The organism is Streptomyces sp. NPDC048269 (genome assembly GCF_040652395.1).
Lineage (GTDB): Bacteria > Actinomycetota > Actinomycetes > Streptomycetales > Streptomycetaceae > Streptomyces.
This window is the reverse complement of the sequence record NZ_JBEZLW010000004.1, coordinates 306,513-330,695: the sequence shown is the minus strand read 5'-3', so window position 1 is coordinate 330,695 and position 24,183 is coordinate 306,513. Positions and strand designations below refer to the sequence as shown.

General features: G+C 73.1%; 18 protein-coding genes. 12 read left to right on the top strand and 6 right to left on the bottom strand.

The window, feature by feature from the left end:
• Positions 1-33 precede the first annotated feature (33 nt).
• Both AB0D48_RS07080 and AB0D48_RS07075 read right to left on the bottom strand, forming a co-directional pair.
• Positions 34-2,583 (bottom strand): BTAD domain-containing putative transcriptional regulator, encoded by a 2,550-nt coding sequence (locus AB0D48_RS07080; protein ID WP_362391647.1) that lies wholly within the window; start codon positions 2,581-2,583, stop codon positions 34-36.
• A gap of 5 nt (positions 2,584-2,588) precedes the next feature.
• A complete protein-coding gene (locus AB0D48_RS07075) occupies positions 2,589-3,596 on the bottom strand; it encodes an AfsA-related hotdog domain-containing protein (protein WP_362391645.1) in 1,008 nt (335 codons plus the stop codon).
• A 260-nt stretch (positions 3,597-3,856) separates the two neighbouring features.
• Between AB0D48_RS07075 and AB0D48_RS07070 the strand changes: the two genes are divergently transcribed.
• The 11 genes from AB0D48_RS07070 (at position 3,857) to AB0D48_RS07020 (ending at position 16,043) form a co-directional block, all read left to right on the top strand.
• Entirely contained in the window at positions 3,857-5,278 is a 1,422-nt protein-coding gene (locus AB0D48_RS07070) for an MFS transporter (protein WP_362391643.1), read from the top strand.
• 97 nt (positions 5,279-5,375) lie between these two features.
• A complete protein-coding gene (locus AB0D48_RS07065) occupies positions 5,376-6,371 on the top strand; it encodes an AIR synthase-related protein (protein ID WP_362391641.1) in 996 nt (331 codons plus the stop codon).
• Between the two features lie 163 nt (positions 6,372-6,534).
• Positions 6,535-7,134: an acyltransferase gene (locus tag AB0D48_RS07060; RefSeq protein ID WP_362391639.1), complete on the top strand. Its 600-nt coding sequence runs from the start codon at positions 6,535-6,537 to the stop codon at positions 7,132-7,134.
• 432 nt (positions 7,135-7,566) lie between these two features.
• Entirely contained in the window at positions 7,567-8,736 is a 1,170-nt protein-coding gene (locus AB0D48_RS07055; protein WP_362391637.1) for a hypothetical protein, read from the top strand.
• A complete protein-coding gene (locus AB0D48_RS07050) occupies positions 8,733-9,512 on the top strand; it encodes a WecB/TagA/CpsF family glycosyltransferase (RefSeq protein WP_362391635.1) in 780 nt (259 codons plus the stop codon). The genes AB0D48_RS07055 and AB0D48_RS07050 overlap by 4 nt, the downstream gene beginning before the upstream one ends.
• Positions 9,512-10,768, top strand: coding sequence for a nucleotide sugar dehydrogenase (locus AB0D48_RS07045; RefSeq protein WP_362391633.1), 1,257 nt, complete (start codon positions 9,512-9,514; stop codon positions 10,766-10,768). Before AB0D48_RS07050 ends, AB0D48_RS07045 begins: the two co-directional genes overlap by 1 nt.
• A gap of 3 nt (positions 10,769-10,771) precedes the next feature.
• Positions 10,772-11,899, top strand: a complete 1,128-nt coding sequence (gene wecB, locus AB0D48_RS07040; RefSeq protein WP_362391631.1) for a UDP-N-acetylglucosamine 2-epimerase (non-hydrolyzing) — start codon at positions 10,772-10,774, stop codon at positions 11,897-11,899.
• 51 nt (positions 11,900-11,950) lie between these two features.
• Positions 11,951-12,643 carry a chain length determinant protein gene (locus AB0D48_RS07035; RefSeq protein WP_362391629.1) on the top strand — a complete coding sequence of 231 codons (693 nt, stop codon included), beginning with the start codon at positions 11,951-11,953 and terminating at the stop codon, positions 12,641-12,643.
• Positions 12,640-14,091 carry an oligosaccharide flippase family protein gene (locus AB0D48_RS07030; protein ID WP_362391627.1) on the top strand — a complete coding sequence of 484 codons (1,452 nt, stop codon included), beginning with the start codon at positions 12,640-12,642 and terminating at the stop codon, positions 14,089-14,091. Before AB0D48_RS07035 ends, AB0D48_RS07030 begins: the two co-directional genes overlap by 4 nt.
• A gap of 6 nt (positions 14,092-14,097) precedes the next feature.
• Positions 14,098-15,153, top strand: coding sequence for a hypothetical protein (locus AB0D48_RS07025; RefSeq protein ID WP_362391625.1), 1,056 nt, complete (start codon positions 14,098-14,100; stop codon positions 15,151-15,153).
• Between the two features lie 86 nt (positions 15,154-15,239).
• Positions 15,240-16,043: a glycosyltransferase family 2 protein gene (locus AB0D48_RS07020; protein WP_362391623.1), complete on the top strand. Its 804-nt coding sequence runs from the start codon at positions 15,240-15,242 to the stop codon at positions 16,041-16,043.
• Here AB0D48_RS07020 and AB0D48_RS07015 read toward each other — a convergent pair.
• Both AB0D48_RS07015 and AB0D48_RS07010 read right to left on the bottom strand, forming a co-directional pair.
• Positions 16,040-17,005: a glycosyltransferase family 2 protein gene (locus tag AB0D48_RS07015; protein ID WP_362391621.1), complete on the bottom strand. Its 966-nt coding sequence runs from the start codon at positions 17,003-17,005 to the stop codon at positions 16,040-16,042. The genes AB0D48_RS07020 and AB0D48_RS07015 overlap by 4 nt on opposite strands.
• Positions 16,963-18,987 (bottom strand): O-antigen ligase family protein, encoded by a 2,025-nt coding sequence (locus tag AB0D48_RS07010; protein WP_362391619.1) that lies wholly within the window; start codon positions 18,985-18,987, stop codon positions 16,963-16,965. The genes AB0D48_RS07015 and AB0D48_RS07010 overlap by 43 nt, the downstream gene beginning before the upstream one ends.
• 80 nt (positions 18,988-19,067) lie before the next feature.
• Between AB0D48_RS07010 and AB0D48_RS07005 the strand changes: the two genes are divergently transcribed.
• The gene (locus AB0D48_RS07005; protein ID WP_362391617.1) at positions 19,068-19,763 is read left to right on the top strand and encodes a hypothetical protein; all 696 of its coding nucleotides are present in this window, start codon (positions 19,068-19,070) and stop codon (positions 19,761-19,763) included.
• Between the two features lie 35 nt (positions 19,764-19,798).
• On the opposite strand, the gene AB0D48_RS07000 is transcribed toward AB0D48_RS07005, so the two are convergent.
• Together AB0D48_RS07000 and AB0D48_RS06995 are read right to left on the bottom strand one after the other, a co-directional pair.
• Positions 19,799-20,845, bottom strand: coding sequence for a glycosyltransferase (locus AB0D48_RS07000; RefSeq protein WP_362391615.1), 1,047 nt, complete (start codon positions 20,843-20,845; stop codon positions 19,799-19,801).
• Positions 20,842-24,156, bottom strand: a complete 3,315-nt coding sequence (locus AB0D48_RS06995) for a DUF4082 domain-containing protein (protein WP_362391613.1) — start codon at positions 24,154-24,156, stop codon at positions 20,842-20,844. Before AB0D48_RS06995 ends, AB0D48_RS07000 begins: the two co-directional genes overlap by 4 nt.
• Positions 24,157-24,183 lie beyond the last annotated feature (27 nt).

Below are 24,183 nucleotides of genomic sequence, written 5' to 3'. Positions count from 1 at the left end.
CGTGGCCGGGCCTTGTGCCGGGTGCCGCGCCGGTCACGAGCGCAGCCCGGCCGACTGGATCCGCCAGAGTCCCGGGCGGATCTCCACGGCCCGCCGCGCGGCGGAGCCGCCCCCCGTGGTCCTGGACAGGGCCCGCAGCGAACGCCTCGCGTACACCTCCAGCCGCTGGTCGCGCAGGGCGCCCGCCAGCGTCAGGCACTCGCCGAACCAGGCCCGGGCGCTCTCCGCCGCCTCCGGCCCGCCTTGGGCCAGCGCGAGGAGCGCCCGGGCGCGGCTCGCCTCGTAACGTCCGCGCGTACGGCCGGGCACCGACAGGGCGGCGAGGGCGGGCTCCAGCAGAGCGGCCGCCTCCGCCGCCGCACCGGCGTCCAGCCGCAGCTCGGCCAGGCCCACCAGGGCGCGCGCGGTCTCCTCCTCGTCGCCCGCCTCCCGGGCGTGCGCCAGCGCCCCCGCGTACAGCTCGTGCGCCCGGTCCGCACGCCGGTACTGCCAGGCGAGGTCGCCGAGCGAGCGCTCCATCCGGGCCTGCGCCGACCGGTCCGCGCACCGTACGGCGGCGTCCAGGGCCAGGGTGTAGGCGGCCTCGGCGTCCTCCTCCACCCATCCGAACGTGGCGTCCGTCAGCCGTACCGCCAGCGCCCACAAGCCCGCCTCGTACGCGGTCCGCGCCAGCCGTACGAGCCCCCGCGCGCCGGCGTCCGCCGGCCGGCCCGGCTGCGCGGCGGCCGCCGCGTACGCCCGGCCCACCCGCTCCGCCGTCGCGCGCCGTACCTCGGGCGGCTCCTCCAGGGCCAGCCGCTCCACCGCCAGCAGCCGCAGCAGCTCCGGGAGGTGGCAGCCGTCGCGGTCCACCGCCAGCAGCCGTTCATCGGCCAGGGCGTCCAGGGCCGCCGCGGCCCGAGGCTCGGCCAGGTCCAGCGCGGCGGCGGCCTGCCGGGGGCCGAACCGGCCGGGGGGCAGCAGCGACAGCAGGCGGAACGCCCGCCGCTGCGCCTCCGGAGCCGCCGCGTAGGCCTCCAGGAGGCGGGCCCGTACGTCGAGATCGCCGGCCCGCAGCGCGTCGAGCCGTCCGCCTTCGTCCCGCAGCCGCTCCGCCAGTGTGGCGGGCGTCCAGTGCGGCCGGGCCACTAGCTGGGCCGCGGCGGCCCGCACGGCGAGCGGAAGTCCGCCGCACAGCCCGGCGATCTCCTCGACCACGCCGGATCCGGGGGCGGGGAGGCCGCGCTCGGTGAACAGCCCGGCGAGCCGATGTGACTCCTCGGGGCGCCACGGTCCGAGGACCATCGGGCGAAGCCCGGGGAGCCCGGCGGGCACGCGGCCCGCGGTGAGCAGCAGCGCGGAGCCCGGCGCGAGGGGCAGCAGGGGCCGTACCTGGGTTTCGGAGGTGACGTGGTCCAGCACCAGCAGCACCCGGCGGCCCGTCAGGGGCGCGTGCCCCAGCCGGTCGAGGACCTCCGACCCGGTCGGCGCCGGCCCCGATCCGCATCGCAGGTCCAGGAAGACCTGCCCGTCGGGGAAGGCGTCCGCCACGCGGTGCGCGGTCTCCACCGCGAGCGCCGACTTGCCGGTGCCCGGCAGGCCCGTCACGGCCACGCAGCCACCTGCGGGGGCGGTCCGTAACAGCTGCTCCAGCTCGGTCAGTTCGGCCGTGCGGCCGGTGAAGCGGGGGTCGGCGGGGGGCAGTGCCCCGAGGCTGGGGGACCAGCCTTCCGCACCGTCGGCCGGGGCGACGGCGGTCACGGTACCGGCGACGACCGCGGACCTGGCAGCGGTCCTGGTCCCGGCTCCGGCCGTCGACAGGGCCGGATCCCCTTCCAGGATCCGCCGCTGGAGCTGCCGCGATGCGGGGCCCGGCTCTATCCCGAGCTCCTCCACGAGGGTCCGCCGCAGCATCGCGAACACGCGCAGCGCCTCCGCCTGCCGCCCGCACCGGTACAGCGCCACCATCAGATGCGAGTGGAACTCCTCGTGCATCCGGTGCTCGGCGACCAGCTCCTGGAGCTCCGCCACCAGTTCGCGGTGCAGCCCGAGGTGCAGCTCGGCCCGGATGCGCTCGTCGAGCGCGGTGGCGCGCGCCTCCCCCAGGCGCACGGCCGCGCCGTCGAGCAGCGGCCCGTGCGGGGTGTCCGACAGCACCGGCCCCCGCCACAGCGCGAGCGCCCGCCGCTGCAGATCCGCCGCCGCGCCGAAGTCAGCCGCCCGCAGGGCCTGGTGGCCGCGGCGGGACAGGTCCTCGAAGGCCGTGGTGTCCAGCGCGTCCGGGCCGACGCGCAGCAGATAGCCCGGGCGCCGGGTGACCAGCGACTCCCGGCCGTTCGCCGGATCGGCGCTGCGGAGCGTCTTGCGCAGGTGCGACACGTAGACCTGGAGCGTCGTCGTCGCGGTGCGCGGCGGCGCCTCGGGCCAGAGCTCGTCGATGAGGCTCTCCGAGGACACGACCTCGTTCGCGCGGACCAGCAGTGTCCCGAGGACGACCCGCAGTTTGGCGGCCTGCGGAGCGTACGAGGCCATCTGGCCGCCGTCCGTACCGGCGTCCGCGTCGCCGCCCGTGACCTCCAGCGGGCCCAGAATCCCGAAGCGCATCGTCCTCAGTAGTCCTGGACCACGGAGGTGCGGGCCTCGGCCACCGCCCGGCGGCGCTGTGTCAGGGTGAGCGTGACGGGTACGGAGGGCCGCCCCACGGCGTCGTGCCCCAGCGGCCCGGCCACCGCCACGCAGCGCAGCGGCAGATCGAGGTCCGCCTGCCCGCGGAAGTGCACCTGGCAGGCGCCGATCGCGCTCCGCGCCGGGTTCAGCCCGTGCGCCCGGCCCGCGGCGAGCAGCGAGGTCTGCCGCAGTGCCTCCATCAGGTGCAGTCCGGAGAGCTGTCCGTCCTCGCCCGCGAACACGGGGCTGATCCGCCGGGAGAGCAGCCAGGTGCTGATCCGGCCGCGCGCCACGTCCGCCGGTTCACTGATCACGGTGTTCCCGGGGGAGTAGCGGCCGGTCTCGGCGGAGTCGGCCGGCCGCAGCGGGCCGTCCGGCGCGTCGTCGAGCTCGGGCGCGGCCCGCAGCGCCTGCCGGGAGTGCTCCAGGTGCCGGCGGTAGAGCTTCGGCATGAGGAAGACCAGACCGGCGGCGCCCGTCGCGCACGGGCGGCCGTCGATCACCACCTCCAGGTGGAAGTCGAGTCCGCGCGGCACCTCGTCGACCACGTTCGCCGGGCGGGCCCTGATGTGGGTCTCCATGGGTACGGGGCCCCCGGGGGCCCCGTCCGTACGCCAGGCGGAGAGGTCGGTGAGGTCGAGAGCGAAGCGGTAGAAGAGACCGGGCCGGTCCTCCGGCACGCCGAAGTAGTGGTGGCCGACGAACTCGCCGATCTCGCGCATGGTCTCGGTCGCGATCTGCAGATCGTGGAAGTGGCCCGGGCCGTCGTTGAAGAGCGGGTGCGCGACGGGGGTCGCGCCGACGAGGGTGAAGTTCTCCTCGCCCAGGCTGGGGACGTCGAGACCGTAGTGGGCCCGCGAGGGCGGACGGTGGATCAGGTGCTGGGCCGCCGCGGCCCTCGCGGGTCCGAGGACGGCGGGGGGCGAGGTCGTGCTGTTGTCGACTGTCATGTCCCTCTCCTAACTCTCGCGTCATGGTGGAGCGGTGGTCGAGCGGGCAGCCAGCCGGTGCCGTTGGCAGGAAAGTGCATGGCAGGAACTCATCCGTTCCGCACCGTCCCGATCCGTGCCGGAGGGCTTTAGCCACGTCCAAGGGGAAGGACGGACCCTGCCGTACGAGAGCCCCGCCCCCGGGACGTCCCCCACCCCCCGGGCGGGGCCTTGCTCTCCGTCCGCTCCGTCCGCTCGACCGATCCCGGAAGGGAGCCCCGATGGCCACCACAGGTCGTGACACCGGCACCGTGCGGCCGGTGGAACCGGCGGCTCCGGCGGCTCCGGTGGCCGCGGCGGCCGGCCCGGCGGGTCCGGCCGGGCTGTCCGCCCGGCTCCGCTTCGGCTACGCCTCGGGATCGCTCGTCACGGGTACGTTCACCACCCTCCCCGGCCTCATGCTGCTCCCGTACCTCACGGACACCCTGGGGGTGAGCGCCGCGCTGGCCGGCGCGATCGTGTTCGTGCCCAAGGCCTGGGACGCCTTCCTCAACCCGCTGGTCGGCCGGGCCAGCGACCGCACCCGTACCCGCTGGGGCCCGCGCCGCCCGTACGTCCTGTGCGGCGGGCTCGCCATGGCCCTGGCCTTCGCGCTGACCTTCGCCGGCCTGCTGCCCGGCACCGCCGGCGCCTGGCTCACCGCGGCCGGATACCTGCTCACCGCGACCGCGTTCGCCTTCTTCCTGGTGCCGTACGTCGCCATGCCCGCCGAGCTCACCGACCGGCACCAGGACCGCGTGCGCCTGGTCGGCGGGCGGGTCGCCGTCATCGGAGTGGCCGCGCTGGTCACCGGCGCGGCCGGGCCCGCCCTCGTCGACGCCGGGGGCGGCGGGCTCGCGGGACACCGCTGGGTGGGGGTGTTCGGCGGGGTGGTCATCGCCCTCGGCGCGCTGTGGGTCTTCGCCGGGACGTCCGGAGGGGGCCGGGGCGCACGCGTCGGTGCGCGGGTCGGTGCCCCCGTCCCGGAGAGCGGGCCGAGCCTGCGCCGCCAGTTCGCCGCAGCCCGGCGCAACCCGCCCTTCATGGCGCTGCTGCGGTGCGTGGTCGTCCAGTCCGTCGCGACCGGCGTGCTGCTCGCGGGTGCTCCGTACTTCGCCGAGCACGTCCTGCGCGACTCCTCCGGCGTCGGCGCCCCCGTCGCCGCGTTCGTCGCGCCCAACCTGCTGACCATGCCGCTCTGGTCACGGCTGCGCGCCGGCCGCCACGGCTATACCGTCGCGTCCACCCTGTTCGCCGCCGGCTGCCTGCTCCTCCTCGCCGCCCCGGCGCTGCCCGAGGGCGCCGTCCTGCTCACCATGGCGCTGGCCGGCACCGGCCACGCGGGCCAGCTGCTCTTCCTGTACGCGATGCTGCCGGAGCGCATCGCCCAGGACGCCGCCCGTACCGAACGGGGCCAAGCGGGGCTCCTGTCCGGCCTGTTCAGCACCGGCGAGGGCCTGGGCGTCGCGCTCGGCCCCTTCTTCTACGGCGTGGTGCTCCAGCTCTGCGGTTACGTCTCCTCCGGCACGGGCCGGGCCGCCGAGCAGACCCCGGCCGCCGGACTCGGCATACTGGCCGGCTTCGCTCTCATCCCGGCCGTGGCGACGGCGCTGGCCGTCCTCCTGCTGCGCGGCTACGACCGGCCGGACGGCCGCCCCTACTGACCCCTCATCAGCGGTGGTACGACGACACGGGTATGCGGTGTCCCGTCCGCGCAGGATGATGGACGATCATGACTCGCGGGCTTCGGGGGATGCTTTCGTGACGTACACACAGGAACGGGACACCGGCCAGGTCGGTTTCGGTCCCGGAATACGGGCCCTGATCGAGGAATCGCTCGCCCCCGGCCCCGCCGTCCCCGACCCTCGCCGGGCCCCGGCCGCCTCCGGCGCCGCCGCCGCCGCTGCCGTCGTCCGGTCCGGTACGTATGTCGTCGATCCGCCCTTCTTCGGCAACGGGGACATCGGCCGGGTCGCCGTCTGCGGGGCCGTCAACGAACTGGCCGCCACCGGAGCCGAAGTCCGCCAGATCGCGCTCGGCATCGTGCTGGAGGCCGGACTGCCGCTGGACCTGGTGCGCAGGCTCACCGCCTCCGTGCGTGCGGCGGCCGCCGAGGCCGGGGTCGCCATCGCCGCCGTCGACACCCAAGTCGTCCGCGCGGGCGAGGCCGACCGGGTCTTCGTCACCGCCACCGCGTTCGGCGTCCCGAACGGGCCGCCCCTCGAGCTCGGCTCGGTCCGCCCCGGCGACCGCATCGTGGTGACCGGCCACCTGGGCAGCCATGCCGCCCACCTGGTCTCGTTGCGCGACGGGCTCGGCTACGAGCACCACGTACCCAGCGACTGCGCTCCCCTGGGAGACCTGCTGCGCACGGTGGGCCCCGACATCCGCCATGCCCGGACGGTGGTCTCGGGCGGCCTGGCGGAGGTCCTGCGCTCGTGCGCGGCGACCCGCGGCCTGACCCTGCGGGTCGAGGAGGCCGCCCTCCCCGTACGGTACGAGGCCCGCGTGGCCCTCGGCGCCCGCGGCCTCGCCCCCCTGGACGCGGCCTGCGCCGGGTGCCTGTGCCTGTTCGTCGCCCCGGAACGCACCCCCCAGGTCCTGACCGCACTGCGCGCCCACCCCTACGGCCGCCACGCGACCGTGGTCGGCGCGGTCACAGCCGACGCCCTGGGCGAGGTCGAGTACCGCACCCCGGACGGCCGCCTCCACGCCCGCACGGTCCCCGCGGGCTCGGTGCCCGAACGCCTCCTGTGACGCACCGAGCCGGCCGCGAGGGCCAAGTCCGCTGCGTGGAGAGTCCGTTGATCCCCGTATGCGATGCCCCGCGGAGGCATATGCTCGGCCCGCACGCACCGACGCACGGACGTCCGTGCGCACGCGCGTCCGAACGCCTCGCGAGCCGTAAGGGGACCGCCCTGTGAGTGTCCGCATTCAACCCTCCTCCCAGGTCGACGAGACCGCCGAACTCGGTGACGGGACCACCGTCTGGGACCTGGCGCAGATACGGGAGGAGGCCCGGCTCGGGCGCGGCTGCATCGTGGGGCGCGGCGCGTACGTCGGGCCGGGCGTGCGGATCGGGGACAACGTCAAGCTGCAGAACCACGCGCTGGTGTACGAGCCCGCCGAGCTCGGCGACGGGGTGTTCATCGGCCCGGCGGTGGTGCTCACCAACGACTTCTACCCGCGCGCGGTCGACCCGGACGGCCGGCTCAAGCGTGGCGACGACTGGGAAGCCACCGGGGTCGTGGTGGCCGAGGGGGCCTCGCTGGGGGCCCGTTCGGTGTGCGTGGCCGGGGTGCGCGTCGGGCGCTGGGCGCTGGTGGCGGCCGGCGCGGTGGTGTCCCGGGACGTACCGGACTTCGCGCTCGTCGCGGGGGTGCCCGCCCGCCGGACCGGCTGGGTGGGCCGGGCCGGGGTCCGCCTGGTGGAGCGGGCCGGCGAGCCGGGCGTATGGGAGTGCCCGCGCACCGGCGCGCTGCACGACGAGAAGGACGGCACGCTCGCCGAACGCATCTGACGGAATGTCGGCAATTTAGGGCATCGGCATTTCGTCAAAACCACAAACAACGAACAACCGTAGGCATACCGTGTCCCTGCACACGGGATCTGAGCAGGCAACAGGCCTGGCTCAGTGGGGGGTTGTACACGACGAGGGCACCGCGGGCAGTGCGCCGGCGGCGCGGTTCCACCGCGCCTGCGGACGCTGCCGTTCACGCGCGCTGCCCCAGTCCGACGGCATCGCTGGGGGGTCCAGACGCAGCCGTCGGACGGCTCGTGCCATCGGTGGGAGGACACCGGCGGCACGTGCGCCGTCATGCGCGATTCCCCTCCGCGGAGTGACGACCGCCAGGTCCGTCCGAGGAGCGATCAAGGGGGTAGGTGTGTGGGAGCCGAACAGCTCGGACATACGGGGTGCGCGCAGCACCCGGGGAGTCGGGGTGGGGACCCGATGACCACCACACGATTAGAAGCACTGGCCCGCGAGGACCTGCCGCTGCGCGCCCTCGCCGGACGACTGCTGTCGCTGGCCGAGGCGGGACTGCCCGCGATGTACCTGCCGGGCGCCGAGACCTTCGTGTTCACCCGGGTGGGGACGGCCGCACCCGACGGCACCCGCCGCCTGGAGCCGCGCGGGACCAGTACCCGGTACGCGGCCATCACCGCGCTGGGCGCGCGGTTCCTGCCCGAGGACCGGCAGCGCGCCCTGTTCGGCGGGCACACCGCCGAGCAGTTCGCGGGGCTGCTGGTGGAACGGCTGCCCGGGGTGGCGAACCTCGGAGACGCGGCGCTCATCGCCTGGGCCGCCGCCGAGACCGGCCACCCCAAGCTGTCCGACGCCCTTGACCGGGTCGCGGCGCTCGACGTACCGGGGCAGCCGCAGTACACCGTGGAGGCCGCCTGGGTGCTCTCCGCCCTCGTGGCGGCCCGCGCCGCGGTGGACGTGGAGGACCGCCTCGCGGCCGCCCGCGACCGGCTGCTGGCGGCCAAGGCCGCCGACAACCCGCTCTTCCCGCACGCCACCGGGCCGGGGCTGGTGCCCGGATACCGCTCCCACGTGGCCTGCTTCGCCGACCAGACCTATCCGCTCCAGGCGCTGGCCCGGCTGCACGCGAGCGGCGGCGACCCGGAGGCCCTCGCGGCCGCCGACGCGTGCGCCGCCCGCATCTGCGCCCTGCAAGGGGACGGCGGACAGTGGTGGTGGCACTACGACGCACGCCACGGCGCAGTGGTCGAGGGCTACCCCGTCTACAGCGTCCATCAGCACGCCATGGCGCCGACCGCCCTGTTCGACCTGGCCGACGCGGGCGGCACCGACTTCGGCGCGGAGATCCGCCGGGGCCTGCGCTGGATGACCGAGGTGCCCGAACTCGCCGGGCCCACCGGAACCCCGCGCGAGCCCATGATCCGCGAAGACTTCGGCGTCACCTGGCGCAAGGTCTACCGCGGCGACCCGATGAAGGCCGTCCGCGCCGCCCGCGGACTCACCACCCGGGTGGCGCCGCGCGCCCGGCTCGCCCCGCTGGACCGGCTCTTCCGCCCGGCCTCGGTGGACCGCGAGTGCCGGCCGTACGAGTTCGGCTGGATGCTGTTCGCCTGGCTCGGAGGGCTGCCGAGATGACCCGGACACACAGACCGTCCCTCTTCGGGATCGCACTCGACGCCCTGACCATGGACGAGACCGTACAGCGCTGCCTGGAGGCCGTACGGCGCGGCGAACAGATCGAGATCGGCATGGTCAATGCCGCGAAGCTCGTCAACATGCGGCGCGACCCCCGCCTCGCCGCCGCGGTCGCCGGCTGCGACCTCGTCCTGGCCGACGGCCAGGCGGTCGTCTGGGCCGGCCGCCTCCTCGGCGTCCGGCTGCCGGAACGGGTCGCGGGCATCGACCTGTTCATGCGCCTGCTCGCCGCCGCCGAGACCGCGGACATCCCCGTCTACCTGCTCGGCGCCGAACAGCGCGTCCTGGAACTGATGCTCCGCCGGATATCCGAGCGCTTCCCGCACCTGCGGGTGGCCGGCAGCCGCAACGGCTACTTCACCGACTCCGAACAGGAGACGATCGCCGACGCCATCGCGGACAGCCGCGCCCAGCTGCTGTTCCTCGGCATGACCTCGCCCAAGAAGGAGATATTCACCGCCGGCTACGGCAAACGCACCGGGGCCCACGTCGTGCACGGCGTCGGCGGCTCCTTCGACATCCTCGCCGGCGTCACCAAGCGGGCTCCCCTGGTCTGGCAGCGGATGGGACTCGAATGGTTCTACCGCACCCTCCAGGAGCCGCGCCGCCTCGGCAAGCGCTACCTCACCACCAACGCTGCCTTCCTCCTCATGACGGTCCGGGAACTCATCCACCGCACACCGTCAGCCGCCCGTTCCGCGAACAGGAGCCACTGATGCGCGTCGTCGTCGTGGGACAGGGATACGTCGGCCTGCCCCTGGCCATCCGGGCCGCCGAGGTCGGACACCAGGTGATCGGGTACGACGTGGACGCCCGGCGGGTCAAGAGCCTCACCGCCGGAGAGTCGTACGTGGAGGACGTCTCCTGCGAACGGCTGAACCGGGCGCTGGAGCTCGGCACCTACCGGGCCAGTGAACTCGCCCGGGACTGCGGCGGCTTCGACGTCGCCGTCGTCACCGTCCCGACCCCGTTACAGGAGGGTGCACCGGACCTCCGCTACATCGAGGAATCGGCGCACACCCTCGCCCGGTACCTGCGCCCGGGCGCGACGGTCGTACTGGAGTCCACCACCTACCCGGGCACCACCGAGGAGCTGTTCGCGCCGATCCTGGAGGACGGCTCGGGGCTCACCGCCGGAGTCGACTTCCACCTGGGCTACAGCCCGGAGCGCATCGACCCGGGGAACGCCGTCTGGGGCTTCCAGCAGACGCCCAAGGTCGTCTCCGGCGTCGACGCCGCCTCGCTGAAGGCCGTCGAGGCCTTCTACGGGGACCTCGTCGACACCACGGTGCCCGTGCGCTCGCCCAAGGAGGCCGAGCTGGCCAAACTGCTGGAGAACACCTTCCGGCACGTGAACATCGCGCTGGTCAACGAGATAGCGATGTTCGCCCGCCACCTCGACATCGACGTGTGGCAGGCCATCGAGGCGGCGTCCAGCAAGCCCTTCGGCTTCATGAAGTTCACCCCGGGCCCCGGGGTCGGCGGCCACTGCCTGCCGATCGACCCCTCGTACCTGTCCTGGCGCGTGCAGCGCGAACTCGGCCAGAGCTTCCGTTTCGTCGAGCTGGCCAACGACATCAACAGCCACATGCCCGAGTACGTGGCGCGTCGCGTCATCGACGCGCTCAACGCCAAACGCCGCTCGGTCAACGGCTCCCGGATCCTGCTGCTCGGACTGGCGTACAAGAAGAACACCGGCGACGCCCGGGAGTCGCCCGCCGTGCGGATCTCTCAACTGCTCCTCGACATGGGCGCCAAGGTGCGCGCGGCCGACCCCCACGTCGTGGAGAGCATCAAGGTCGACGCGCGGCTCGTCCGGGTCGAGCCGACCCGCAAGGAACTGGCGGCGGCCGACGTGGTCGTCCTGCTCACCGACCACGACTCCTTCGACTACGGGATGATCACCGAGCACGCCCCCTTCGTCCTCGACTGCCGCAACCGGGTGTCCGGGCCGACGGTGGAGGTGCTCTGAGCCATGACCGTGAAGAAGATCGTGTGCGTCGCCGGAGCGCGGCCCAACTACATGAAGATCAAACCGGTGATGGACGCACTGGAGCGCCGCGGCGCCGAGGTGGTCCTCGTCCACACCGGCCAGCACTACGACGAGTCCATGAACGACGTGTTCTTCCGCGATCTGGGCATCCGCACCCCCGACCGGTACCTGGGCGCCGGTTCCGGCACCCACGCCCAGCAGACCGGGCGCGTGATGGCCGCCTTCGAGCCGCTGCTCGACGAGGAGGCCCCGGACGCGGTGGTGGTGGTCGGCGACATCAACTCGACCCTGGCCTGCGCCCTGGTGACCGCGAAGGCCGGCCCGCTGCTGGCCCACGTGGAGGCGGGCCTGCGCAGCCGTGACTGGAGCATGCCGGAGGAGGTCAACCGCGTCGCCACCGACCGGGTCAGCGACTACCTGCTGGCCCCTTCGCCCGACGCCGCCGCGAACCTGCGGGCGGAGGGCTACCGGGACGACCAGATCCACGTCGTCGGCAACGTCATGATCGACACCCTCCTCGCCAACCTGGACCGGGCCAGGGAGTCGGACGTCCTGGACCGGTACGGGCTGACCCGGGGCGGATACGGCCTGGTCACCCTGCACCGGCCGGCCAACGTGGACGACCCCGCGGCCCTCCGCGGCCTGCTGAAGGCGCTGGGCGAGATCGCCGGCCGCTGCCCTCTGCTGCTGCCCGTGCACCCGCGGGCCGCCGAGCGGCTGGCCGAACTCGGCGTGCCGGGCGGCATCCGGCTGGTGCCGGCCGCCGGATACCTCGACTTCATCGCCCTGCAGGACGCCGCCCGTGTGGTGCTCACGGATTCCGGGGGCGTCCAGGAGGAGACGACCGCGCTGGGCGTGCCCTGCGTGACCCTGCGGGAGAACACCGAGCGGCCGATCACCGTGGACGAGGGCACCAACGTACTGGCGGGCACGGATCCGGAGCGCATCGTGGCCACCGTGAACAGGGTGCTCGACGATCCGCCCGCGGCCCGCTGCCCCGAGCTCTGGGACGGCCGCGCGAGCGAGCGCATCGCCGGAGTCCTGCTGGACGGCGGGACCGCGCGGACCAGGCCCAGACCCACCGGTCTCGTCCCGCAGCAACCGCACTGACAGCAGCCACCGCAGTAACGCGGTAGCCGCAGTGACAAGAGGGGGAAGACCATGGACCTCGCCGAGATATGGCGGGTCATGCGCAGGCGCTGGTACGTGCTGCTGCCCGGACTGCTGCTCACGGCGGCCCTCACCGCCGCCGTGTACCTGCTGGTCCCGGTGGAGTACGTGTCGCAGAGCACCGTGACGCTGCTGAACTCGAAGAAGGCCACGGTGGCCTTCGACGGCAACCCCTTCCTGAGCACCCAGGCCTCGCTCACCGGCATGGCCGACGGCCTGGCCCGCAACCTCAACTCCGACGACTCCGTCGCCGACCTCAAGTCCCTGGGCGTCACCGGCAAGCACGAGGCCAAGATCGCCGACAACGCCCAGGGGCCCTTCATGTGGCTGAGCGTCACCGGAACCGACCCGGCCGCCGTCCTGAAGTCGGACGAGACCTTCACCGCCTACGCGGAAAAGCGGCTGCTGGAGTTCCAGACCCAGCAATCGGTGACACCGGAGGCCATGATCCGAATGGCGACGATCGTGCCGCCCCAGAAGCCGGAGGCGCAGACGAAGACCAGGCTCCAGTACCTCATCATGGCGGGCGTACTGGGCTTCGTGCTCAGCCTCGTGGCCGCCTTCTTCGTGGAGGCCCGCCGGCGGACGCCCGGCAAGCACCGGCCCGCCCCGGGCGAGGCCGCCGAACAGGGTGCCGGCCCGGCGGCCGAACCCGCCGCGGCTGCCGCGGCCGGGTCACCGTGAGCGGCTCCGCGGCCGCGGCCCCCCAGACCACCCAGGCGCCGCCGTCGCTGGGGCGCAAGGTCGGCTCCGCGGCCCGGTGGAGCCTGGTCAACACGGTGGTGATGCGCCTCGGCAACTTCGTCACCGGGATCATCCTGGCCCGCTTCTTCCTCGGGCCCGAGGCCTGGGGCGTGTACGGGATCGCCCAGACGGTGCTGCTGGTCCTGCTCTCCGCGAACGAACTCGGCGTCTCGCTGGCGATCGTCCGCTGGGAGGGCGACCCGCGCCGCTTCGCCCCGACCGTCCTCACCCTGAGCGCGGCGTCCAGCTGTCTGCTGTACGCGGTCCTGTTCGCGGCGGCCCCCACGGTGGCCGAGGTGCTCGGCTCGCCCGAGGCCTCCGGCGTCCTGCGCGTGATGTGCCTGTGCGTGGTCCTCGACGGTCTGTCCCAGGTGCCCGCCGGCTTCCTCACCCGGGAGTTCGCGCAGGGCCGGAGGATGGCCGTCGACGCGCTCAACTTCGTCCTCAGCACCGCGGTGACCCTGCTGCTGGCCGTCCAGGGCTGGGGCGCGATGAGCTTCGCCTGGGGATCCGTGGTGGGCAACGTGGCCGCGCTCATCGGCTGCTGCCTCGCGGCGCCCGGAACGCTGAGGTTCGGCTGGGACCGGGAGCAGGCCCGGGCGCTGCTCCGGTTCGGACTGCCGCTCGCCGGGGCCAGCATGCTCGCCCTCGGCGTCGTCAACGTGGACACCATGGTGGTGGGTTCGGCCCTGGACCCGCTGGCCCTGGGTTTCTACGTGCTCGCCTTCAACATCTCCGGCTGGCCCGTACGCATCATCTCCGAGGCGGCCCGCCGCGTCTCCTTCGCCGGCTTCTCCCGGCTGGCCGGCACACCGGGGGCGCTGGCCGCCGGATTCGGCCGGGCCCTCGGGGTCGTGATGACGGCCACCGTCCCGCTCTGCGTCCTGCTGGCCGCCCTCGCCGGGCCGGTAGTGGAACTCGTCTACGGCGAGCGCTGGCTGCCCGCGGCCCGCGCGCTGCCCTGGCTGATGGCGCTCGGCCTGGTGCGCATAGGCTGCGAACTCGCCTACGACTGCCTGGTGGCCGTCGGCCGGCGCCGCCCGCTCATCGGGGTCCAGGGCCTCTGGCTCCTCGTCCTGATCCCGGCCCTGGTCGTCGGCGCCCGTACCGGCGGGATCGTGGGAGTGGCCCAGGGGCACGTCCTGGTCGCCGGAGCCGTTGTGGTGCCGGTGTTCCTCCTCGCGCTGCACCGCGGCGGCATCGGCCTGGGTACGGTCGCGAAGGCCGGCGCCTGGCCCCTCCTCGGCGGTGCGGTGATGGCCGCCGTGGTCCTCGGCCTGGAGCGGTACCTCGGCGACGGCGTACTCGCGCTCCTGGCGACCGGCGCCGCCGGCACCCTGGTCTACGCCCTGTGCGTGCTGCCCAGCCGCTCCCTGCTCCGCGGGTAGGCGGCCGTGACGCACCGACGAAGGCGCCTGGGCGCATGGCTGCTCACCGGGCTGGTGCTGGCCGTCGCACTGGCCCTGTACCAGGCCGACCGTACCGGCGTGAGCGAACCCCCGGCCGCGCCGCCCCTCTCCCCGTCCGCCGCGCCCTCCGGAACGCAGCCCGCCCCATCTGCGCCCGGCCCGTCGGCCGCCACGGGCACCGCCGGACCCCCGGCCACCACCGGCGCACCTTCGCCGGAGCCGTGCGCCTCGCCCGGCGACTGCGGATACCCCGACGCGCGGACCACCGGCCCGCGGATCGCCCTGGAGCGGCACGACACGGGGAACATGTCCGTGAAGAAGGACGGCACGGTCATCAAGGGCTGGGACATCAACGGTTCGCTCGACGTCTACGCCAACGACGTCACCGTCATCGACAGCAGGATCACCTCGGCCAACTGGTGGGGGATCAACCTGCGCCCCGGCTTCAGCGGACTGAAGGTCCTGCACACCACCATCACCGCCGTACCGGGCAAGGGCCCCGACAACGGCGGCGTGAACTACGCGGTGTCGAACATGGGGGGCAGCTCGATCGAGGTCGGCTGGTGCGACGTCTCCGTGTTCGGCAACGCCCTGTCCATGGGCCAGGGCGAGCTGCACGACAACTACGTGCACGACATCGTCGCCTTCCGCAACCAGGGCGGCGAATGGCAGCACACCGACGCCGTCATCAGCGGAGGCGGCAACAAGGGCCGGCTGACCGTCCGCCACAACACCCTGCTGAACTCCGTCGCCGTGGACCGGGGAGCCACCGCGGCCGTCGGCCTGTTCGCCGACACCGGGGCCGTCTCCTCCGTCGTGATCGACGGCAACTGGCTGGCCGGGGGAGCGTACGCCCTCTACGGCGGCGGCCCGGGCGCCACCGGCATCCAGGTCACGGACAACGTCTTCTCCACCCAGTACCACCCCGGCAGCGGCGCCTACGGCCCGGTCACCGCATGGAACGCGGGCGGCGCCGGGAACGTGTGGAAGGGCAACCGCATGACCGACGGCAGACCCGTCACCCCCGAACCCGCTCCTTGAAGACCGCACGATCCGCTCCTTGAAGCCGCACGATCCGCTCCTTGAAGACCGCACCTCCTGACACCGGACTCCGACGAGAGGACACGATGCATCGCCGTACCGCGCGCGCTCCCTGGGAACTGCTCAAGCGGACCTTCGGCTGGCTGGTGCTCTTCGAGGCCCGGAACAAGGTGCTGCTCGCCGGGTCCGCCGTGCGCCTGCGCCGCTTCGAGGACGCCGAGACCACCCGGCTCGCGGCGCTCCTCGGCCGGCCCCCCGCCGCCCTCGTCACCACCGTGATCGCCACGCACCGGCGCCCCGAGGCGCTGCGCGCGGCGGTCCGCTCGGCACTGGACCAGACAGTGACCGACCAGGTGGTCATCGTCGTCGACGACGGGGCCGGACTGCCCGGGCTCCCCGACGACCCGCGCCTCTTCGCGGTGTCGCTGACCCGCAACACGGCCACCGCCGGAGTCGTGCGCAACGTGGGGATCCGGCTGACCAGGTCGCGGTACGTGGCGTTCCTGGACGACGACAACCTCTGGGAGCCCGACCACCTGGAACAGGCCCTGGCGGCCCTCGAGCCGCCCGGCGGCCCCGACGCCGTCTACACCGCCCTGCGCAGGGTGCTGCCCGACGGCACCGAACGGGACGTCCTGTCGGTCCCCTTCGACCGCCGCCGCGCCGCCCACGAGGCCTTTCTCGACACCAACGCCTTCGTCGCGCGCCGCAACCGCTCCCTGCGCTTCAGCCGCCTGCGGCGCACCCCCGAGGTACTGCCCCGCGAGGACTGGGAACTCATCCGCCGCTACAGCCGCCACCACGAGGTCCGCCACCTCCCCCGGCCCACGGTCCGCTACCTGGTCAACCCCGGGAGCTTCTACACGGCTTGGGACGGCCCGCGCCCCTAGGGGCCCGGCGTGCCGCGCAGGGCGAACGGGGTGGCCAGGGCGCGGGCGGCCGCCCTGCTCGCCGGGCGGCCGAGGGCCGCGCGGGAGGTCTCGCGCAGCAGGACGGCCGCGCGGAAGGCGGCGGTCGCGGCCACCCCGTGGCGGCGTCGGTAGAGGCGTACACGGTTGAGCGTGAGCAGGGTCCACAGGCGCGGGGAGACCTGCGAGTCCCCGCCGAGGTGAGTGGCCGCGGCCGCGGGCTCCAGGCGGGTGACGAAGCCGCGGTCCCGGGCCCGCAGGCAGTACTCGGTCTCCTCCGAGTACAGGAAGAACGATTCGTCCCAGGCGCCGCATGCGTCCAGGCAGGCCCGGGAGAGGGCCATCAGCGCGCCCGTCGCCCAGTCCGCGACCGTCGCCCGCTCGTACGCGGACGGGTCGGTGACCAGCTCGCTCCAGCGCGGGAAGCGCCCGGCCCGGCGATTGCCCAGTACCGCCTCGCCGAGCGCGCGGGTCACGCGCGATTCGCGGCGCAGCGAGTGCAGGAGCGTGCGGCCGTCCTCCTCGTACAGCAGCGGGACGCTGATCCCGACCCGGCGCCCGTTCCCGACGGCCGGGTCGGCGCCGAGCGCGTCCACGAGCACCTTCGCGCAGCCCCGCCGCATCCGGATGTCCGGATTGCACACCAGGGCCGCCCGGAAGCCGCCCTCCCACTCGGCCGCGGCCGCCAGGGCGGCGTTCACCCCGGCCGCGTAACCGGCGTTGCGGCCGGTCTGGACGAGCGTCGCCTCCGGGGCCAGGGAGCGGACCACCTCCACGGTGTCGTCCGCCGAGTCGTTGTCGGCGACGACCAGCCGCCAGTCGAGCCCGGCCATCCCCTCCGGCAGCGAGGCCAGGAACTCCGGGAGCACCCCGGCGCTGTTCCAGGTGACGACGAGGACGGCTACGGGACCGGAACCCGGACGGTCTGGGTGGCGGGAGGGCATGGGGACTCCACGGTTGGGGGCTGCGGCGCCGCGCGCCGGAGGAAGCCGAGAAAGCTGCCTCCGGCGGCGATCGTCAGGAAGAACATCCCGGCGAACATCGGGAAGCTGAGGGCGTCGAAGGTGGCGCTGATGACCAGGGAGACGAGCGCCGACGCGAAGAACGCCTGCCCGAGCTCCCGGTCGGATTCGCTGCGGGCCAGCCGGCGGATGGCACCGCCCTGGTGGATCCCGGTGAGGAAGAGGGCCAGGAGCGCGATCAGCCCCAGCAGGCCCATCTCCGCCAGCGTCAGCATGTACTGGTTGTCGGTGAAGAAATAGAGCTCGGGGATGAAGGTCCCGAAGCCCCGCCCGACCAGGGGGCGTTCGTCCAGGTAGGGGAGGATCGCGCTGTATTTCACGGTGCGGGCCTGGGTGCTGCTGTCGGAGTTCGTCAGGAACGAGCCGAACAGGGTGGTGATGGTGCCGATCAGCCCGGGCACGACCACCTTGAAGCAGGCCACCGAGCCCAGCAGCAGACCGAGCGCCGTCCACCGGCGCTGCGGCTTCCAGCGCGGCACCATCACCAGGACCACGATGAGCGCCCCGATGATGGAGGTCCGCGACACCGTCAGGGGCAGGGCGCCTCCCATCAGGACCACGGGCCCCCAGCGGCGCCATCGGCTCAGGTGCGCCCGTACCGGATCGAAGGCCTGCTGCACGGCGAAGGGCAGCAGGATGGCGAGCATCCCGCCGAACTCCAGGGGCTGCGCCGTGGTGGACCTCGGCCGGGTGAAGGAGCCGCGGTCCAGGGTGGTGATCTGGGCGACGCTCGACTTGAGGCCCGGAATGCTGAGGTGGTCGGCGATGTTCGTCGCGGTGAAGAAGTCGTAGTAGCCGATCGCGGCCACCACCGACCCCATCACGACGGTCCGGCGCAGCAGTACGTCCAGTCGGCCCCGGTCGTGGATCCCGGCTGAGACCAGCACCACCAGGGACACCCAGACGAGCAGCCCGATCAGGCCCCGGTCCGCCCCCAGGAGCTCTTTGTGCGAGCTGGCCCGGGTCGCGTTCGCCAGGTACGAGGCCAGCACCGCGACGGCCAGCAGGCACATCACCACCCGGGGGAGCCGGGTACCGGCGGCCGGCCGGATCCGGCCCGTCAGCCAGGCCGCCAGGTACCAGAACAGGCCGAGCAGTGCGAACACGTTGGCCGGGGTGCCCACACCGCCCATGCCCGGCAGGGTCAGGTTCGAGGGGATGAAGAAGGCCAGGGCCAGATAGCCGGTGAGCAGCCTGGTGGTGTCCAGATTGAGCGCCCGGAGCCCCCGGTGGATCCGCCGCTGCGGCGCGGGCGCGGAAGCCGGGGCGGCGTCCGTGGCCGCAGTGCGCCTGCGACGGCGGGCCGTCAGCACGCTCTCCGTCACGAAGGAGAGCGTGAACCCGGCGGTGGTGCCGAGGATGACGACGCCCAGCACCTGCTGGTAGCGGCTCTTGAGCTGCGGCACCGGGGTCTGCGGCAGCACCACGGGAGCGGTCTGCACGAAGTATGCGGGCTGCACCTTGGCCGCCGCCTGCAGCGCGTTCAGCTGCTCCCCGGCGAAGGCGGTGAGCTTGCTGGTCTCGCTCAGCACCCTCGCCCGGTCGGTCCCCGTGACGGTCAGCGTGATCAGCGGACCCGAGGTGTTCGCGGCGAACCCGACCGTATAGGGATCCGTCACACCGAGGCCGTGCAGGTCCCGCGCCGCGTCCGCCCCCGACAGCGTCCTGATCAGCACGTCCGCGGTCACGACCAGGGAACCGCCGGCGTTCGAGATGGGGTTGCCGAAGGCGGGCGGCAGCTGGGAGGCCGCCGAGGAGTCGAGCAGCGCCACCGAACTCTGCGACTGGTACGCCACCGGCACCGACCGGTACAGGTGCAGAGCGGCGAGCAGACTGAGCAGCGTCAGCGGCAGCATCACGTACCAGCGGCGGCGCAGTACGGCGCCTATCTCCCGGATGCTCATGAACACCCCCGCGAGGTACCGGATTTGATGGCGGCCCTATGCGCGTCCTGCGAGGATCGATCACGACGGAAGGAATCCCCGTGTCGCCTGGTGAGTTGGTCCGCGCGCTGCGTCGGCGCTGGTACGTCCTGGTGGTGACGGCGGTCCTCGCCGCCGCCGGAGCCCAGCAGCTGCTGCGCCCTGCCCCCACGTACGTGAGCACGGCGATCGTCGTGCTCAAGCCGCCGGTGACCGGCAGCCAGCCGAACCAGCTCGCCAACCTCCAGCCGCCGCTCGCCGCCGTCTCCTACGCGGCGGTGCGGCAGCTGGACTCGCCCGCCGGAGCGGCCGAGCTCAGGGCCGCAGGAGTCGGGGGCACGTACCGGCTCATCCCGCGGAACAGCGGCACCAGCGTCACCCCCCGCTACCTGATCCCCTCCTTGCAGGTCCAGGCGGAGCAGTCCGATCCCGCCGCCGCCGACACCGCCGTACGCAAGATCATCGAGCTCTACACGAAGCACCTGTCGGACATGCAGACCCAGCAGGGGATCCCGGCCGCGGCGCGGATGAGCGTGCACCTCCTCGTACCGCCGACCGCGGTCGCCCAGACGGGTACCAAGAGCCGCGCCCTGGCCGGGGTCGCACTGCTGACCGGTGTCGGCGGCGTGGTCGCGGCCTTGTGGACCGACCAGGTACTGCTGCGCCGGGGCCGGGGCCGGCGCCGGCGCGAAAGCGCCGACGCCGGCCCCGGGAGCCCGGCCGAGGAGACCGCGCTCGTGGCCGCGGCCTCCCGGTGACCACGACCGGTGCTTCATCGGATGCGTCGGATCCATCAGATCCCTCGACGCTTCCAGGACCGCCACCACAGCCATTCGCGCCCCCGGTCGGCGACGGCCGACAGCACCAGCGGCTGGAGGTACGGCATGACGCGCGCCCCGATGCGACGGCGCCGCAGCAGCGCCCGGTACTCGGCCAGCGAGGCGTACCCCGGCAGGCACTCGGCGGCGAACTCCACGAGTTCGTCGACCGGCACCACCGCCGTCCGTCCCCGGTCGTAGGCCCGGTAGGCGCGCCGCAGCGCGTACCGGGCGAGCCGGGTCCGCGCCGCCACCGACAGCCGGCCGGCCTCGGGGAGCAGGCCGGCGCACTTCTCCAGCACGGAGTCGAAGGCGACGAGGCGCTGGCGCAGGTCGTCGAGCTGCCCGCCGAAGTCCGTGGTGGACATGTTGTCGCCGTGGACGCGGTAGAAGGCCTGGTCGGCCCCGCGGACGTAGCCCACGTCGGCGTGCGCCGCGAGCCGCATCCACATCTCGATGTCACCGGCGTGCGGGAGCTCCGGATCGTAGCCCCCGACCTTGCGCTGGAGACTGGTGCGCACGACCACCTCGGGTGAGGTGATGCACCCGGTGCCCTCCCGGAAGCGCCGCTCCAGCCACCACCGTCCGGGGTAGACGACCGACCCGGTGCTCTCCGTCCGGGCCGCGGGCAGCGGCCCGCCGTGCCGGAAGCGCAGCGGCCTGCCGTAGCAGAAGCCCGCCTCCGGATGTGCGTCGAGCAGGGCGGCGGCGCGCGCCAGGGCTCCGGGGACCAGCCGGTCGTCCGCCGAGAGCAGGGCGACGTAGTCGCCGTCGGCCCACTCCAGCAGACCCTCGTTGTAGGTGGCGATGTGGCCCTGGTTGCGTTCGTGGACCCGTACCTCGATCCGGGGGTCACCGGCCGCCAGGGCGCGCGCGACCGCCGCGGAGTCGTCGGGCGAGGCGTCGTCGATGATCAGGACGCGGACGTCGACGCCCTCCTGCTCGTCCAGGACGCTCTTGACGCAGTCGGCCAGGAAATGGCCGTACTTGTAGCAGGGGATCACCACGCTGACGGTGCTCACTGACCGGCCACCTCCGTCGAGCCCGCCGACTGCGCGCCGGCCGGGGGAGTGGTGGTGAAGACCGGGCCGACCCAGTAGTTCACCGAGCCGAAGGTGTTCGCCGGGAAGACCGTGCCGGAGCCGTACTTGTAGAGCCCGTTGCCGGCGCCGGCGCCGGTGCCGCCGCTGCCGTCGGCCGGGGCGACCAGCGGATAGGAGCGGTGCGCGGCCGCGAAGTAGCCGCCGTCCACCGAGTACTTGCCGTTCGGTGCGTGGTAGGAGGCCACGTACGAGGTGCCCGCGGTGATGGGCACCGGGGTGGCGAAGTGGAGCTGCTGCCAGCCGGACGGGGTCTCGCTGCCGAAGGTGCCGGTGGCCAGGAGCGTGCCGGTGGCGGACCACAGGCTGCCGGTGTGCGTGCCGCTGTTGCCGGGACCCTTGTAGAAGGTGACGCCGGTGACGTAGCCGCCGACCGCGGACTGGAAGCGGGTGCCCAGCTCCACGGAGTTGGTGTCGTCGCCGACGTTGGCGGTGGCCGGCGTCGCCGAGGCGGGCCACAGGGTGCACGGGCAGTTCACCGCCGGCGGGCTCGCGCTGGTGGTGAAGTTCCACGTGACCGGCGCGGCCATGGTGTTGCCCCACAGATCGGCGGCCTGGACGGACGCCGTGTACGTGGTGTTCAGGGCCAGTTCGGACGACGGGGTGAAGGTGGCGCTGTTCGCCGCGTCGAGCACCTTGGAGCCCGGGACGGCGGCGCCGCCGGGGTCCTTCAGGGTGAACACCAGCGAGTCCGCGTCGACGCCTTCGCTGAAGGTGGCCTTGAGCGCCGCCGTGATCGGGGTGGCCGTCGCCGCGGACTGCGGCGAGGTCGAGGTGACCGTCGGCGGGGTCGTGCTCGCGGTGGAGGTGTCCAGTACCGCGTCCACCCAGTAGTTGCTGCCGGACGAGGCCGTGGACGGGAACCCGCCGGTGGCGCTGTAGCGGTAGACGCCGTTGCCGCCGTCGGTGCCGCTGCGCAGCGCCGTGAGCGGGGCCAGCCCCGCGTCACCTGCGGCGAAGGTGGTGTCGAAGGAGTAGCCGCCGTGAGGGGCGAAATAGGAGGCGACGTAGGTGGTGTTCGCCTTGACCGGTACGGGGGAGGCGAAGTTCAGCTGCTGCCAGCCGGACGCCGTCTCGTTGGTGAAGGTGCCCGTGGCCAGCCGCTGCCCGGAGCTGCTCCACAGGCTGCCCGTGTGGGTGCCGGTGTTGGCGGGGGACTTGTAGAAGCGGACACCGGTGATCGAGCCGGCCACCGAGGAGCGGATCTTCACGCCGAGCTCGACGGCGCTGCCGTCACCGGCGTTGACGGTCCCGGGTACGGCCGCGGCCGGCCAGACGGTACAGGGGCACTGCTGGGGTCCGACGGTCAGCGGCACGGTGGTGGTGGCGCCGATGTTGACGCTGTCGTCCACCGCGCGCACCTTGATCTGTACGGAACCCGGTGCGGTCGGGGTCCACTTGTAGCTCCAGGACCCGATGCCCGTGGTCGCCTTCCAGGTGGTCCCGCCATCGGTGGAGACCTCTACACGGGCCACCACCCCGCCGCCGCTGTCGGCCGCCGTGCCGGTGACGGTCACGGGCCGCAGCGCCGGCACGGTGGCGTTCGCCGCCGGGCTCGTCACCGTGATGACCGGGCCCGCCGTGTCCGTGGAGGCGCTCGACGCGACCAGGTCGCCCTGCAGGGACTTGGGCTGGACACCCATGTCGGCGAACACGTTCACCGTGGCCTGCTGCATGCGCTTGTCCTCGGTGACCACCGCGTCGTCCGGATTGCCGGTGGGCATGTCGGTCAGGCCCCAGGACCACTGCACGGTGCCCGCGCCGAACACGAGCGCGCGCGAGGCCGGGTCGCGGAAGGCGACCAGGCTGTGCGTCGCGGTGCCGTTCCCGTACGTGTTTCCGTAGTCGAGCCGGAGCTTGGCGTCGTCGATGTCCACCGTGGTGGACGACATCTGGATCTGCCCGGGCGGCCGGTGGCCGTCCTCCACGTCGCTGTCCCACTCGTAGCCGAGGGTGCCGGCCGGGAAGGTCGCGGTCTGGGAGGGGGCCAGGCTCGCGACGGTGGTGTTCCGCCACAGCCGCATCTTGGCGAAGGCACCCGGGACGGTGATCGCGTCGCTGCGGTAGCCGTTCACGCTGAACAGCGAGCCGGTCAGCTGGTTCTGCGGCTGGTAGGTCCGCCCGTTGGTGCCACTGGCCGGGTCCATGAAGGTGCCCGTCCAGATCCCGCTCGGGTCGGGGACGCCGTTCGGCTGCGGGAAGGACAGCTTGGTCTCCTTGTAGCAGACCAGCGTCCGGTTGGCGGTGTTCGCGCCGTCGATGCTCGGCGCGAGACGGGTCTTCCAGAAGACTTCGTTGCCGCTGAAGTACGTCTGGTGGACTCCGGCCCGGCGAGCGGTCAGCGCGTTCGTGAACTGTTCCTGGGTCCAGTACTCGTCGTGCCCCGAGGACATGAACACCTTGTGGTTCTGCAGCTGCGTCGCACCGCGGGTCGACATGTCGATGCCGGACATGTAGCTCACGTCGTACCCGTTGCGTTCCAGCCACGAGATCATCTGGTACTCGGACCCGTAGATCCCGTTCTCGCCGCCGATGTCCATCGGGCGGTTGTAACTGACCTCGTACGCCCGCCCGTCGGGCGCGGGGCCCCCGCCGTCGTACAGGTCCTGGCCGCCGTAGTTGTTGTACGCCTGCCAGGTCTGGTCGCTGGTCTGCACCAGGATGTCGGAGTGGCTGGAGTCGTTGCGCACGACGAACGGGTAGGGCATCACCCCGTTGCCGTCCGCCTGGTCGAAGTTGGCCACGTACAGACCGGAGACGGCGTCGGCCGGCACCGCCCAGGTGGCCGTGACCGGCCAGTTCCCGCAGTCGACCAGGCCGGTCGACGGCTTGGTGGTGCAGCTGCGCGGGTTCCCGCCGGGCGCGAAGTTCGCCGGGTACGTCTGGGCCGCCTGCGCCGCGGTCGACAGCAGGCGGGCCCCGTTGCCCCCGTAGTGGCCCAGCCGGTAGACCGAGACGCGGTACGGGGTCGGCGACTGGATCTTGAACTGCACGGTGTCGCCCGCCTGGACGCTCATCTGGGCGCCGAACCCCTTGATGTCGCCGTAGGCGCTGGGCGCGAACCAGTCGGACATCGGCGTGCCCGGTTTGGAGTTCTCGCACACGATCGCGTTCGTGCCGGGACCGCAGGGGTCGGCCGCGCCGGCCACCGTGGACGGCGGGAGGACCGTGGCCATCAGGGCCGCGACCACGGTGAAGAGACCGTACCGGAGCAACCTTGTCCGTCTGTTCATCTGGACCTCATCTTTTGCGTCAGCACA

Bases quoted from the DNA above. Each gene is read 5' to 3' on its own strand.
- AB0D48_RS07080 (WP_362391647.1), bottom strand. From the start codon at position 2,583: ATGCGCTTCGGGATTCTGGGCCCGCTGGAGGTCACGGGCGGCGACGCG.
- AB0D48_RS07075 (WP_362391645.1), bottom strand. From the start codon at position 3,596: ATGACAGTCGACAACAGCACGACCTCGCCCCCCGCCGTCCTCGGACCC.
- AB0D48_RS07070 (WP_362391643.1), top strand. From the start codon at position 3,857: ATGGCCACCACAGGTCGTGACACCGGCACCGTGCGGCCGGTGGAACCG.
- AB0D48_RS07055 (WP_362391637.1), top strand. From the start codon at position 7,567: ATGACCACCACACGATTAGAAGCACTGGCCCGCGAGGACCTGCCGCTG.
- AB0D48_RS07050 (WP_362391635.1), top strand. From the start codon at position 8,733: ATGACCCGGACACACAGACCGTCCCTCTTCGGGATCGCACTCGACGCC.
- AB0D48_RS07045 (WP_362391633.1), top strand. From the start codon at position 9,512: ATGCGCGTCGTCGTCGTGGGACAGGGATACGTCGGCCTGCCCCTGGCC.
- wecB (WP_362391631.1), top strand. From the start codon at position 10,772: ATGACCGTGAAGAAGATCGTGTGCGTCGCCGGAGCGCGGCCCAACTAC.
- AB0D48_RS07035 (WP_362391629.1), top strand. From the start codon at position 11,951: ATGGACCTCGCCGAGATATGGCGGGTCATGCGCAGGCGCTGGTACGTG.
- AB0D48_RS07020 (WP_362391623.1), top strand. From the start codon at position 15,240: ATGCATCGCCGTACCGCGCGCGCTCCCTGGGAACTGCTCAAGCGGACC.
- AB0D48_RS07015 (WP_362391621.1), bottom strand. From the start codon at position 17,005: ATGCCCTCCCGCCACCCAGACCGTCCGGGTTCCGGTCCCGTAGCCGTC.
- AB0D48_RS07010 (WP_362391619.1), bottom strand. From the start codon at position 18,987: ATGAGCATCCGGGAGATAGGCGCCGTACTGCGCCGCCGCTGGTACGTG.
- AB0D48_RS06995 (WP_362391613.1), bottom strand. From the start codon at position 24,156: ATGAACAGACGGACAAGGTTGCTCCGGTACGGTCTCTTCACCGTGGTC.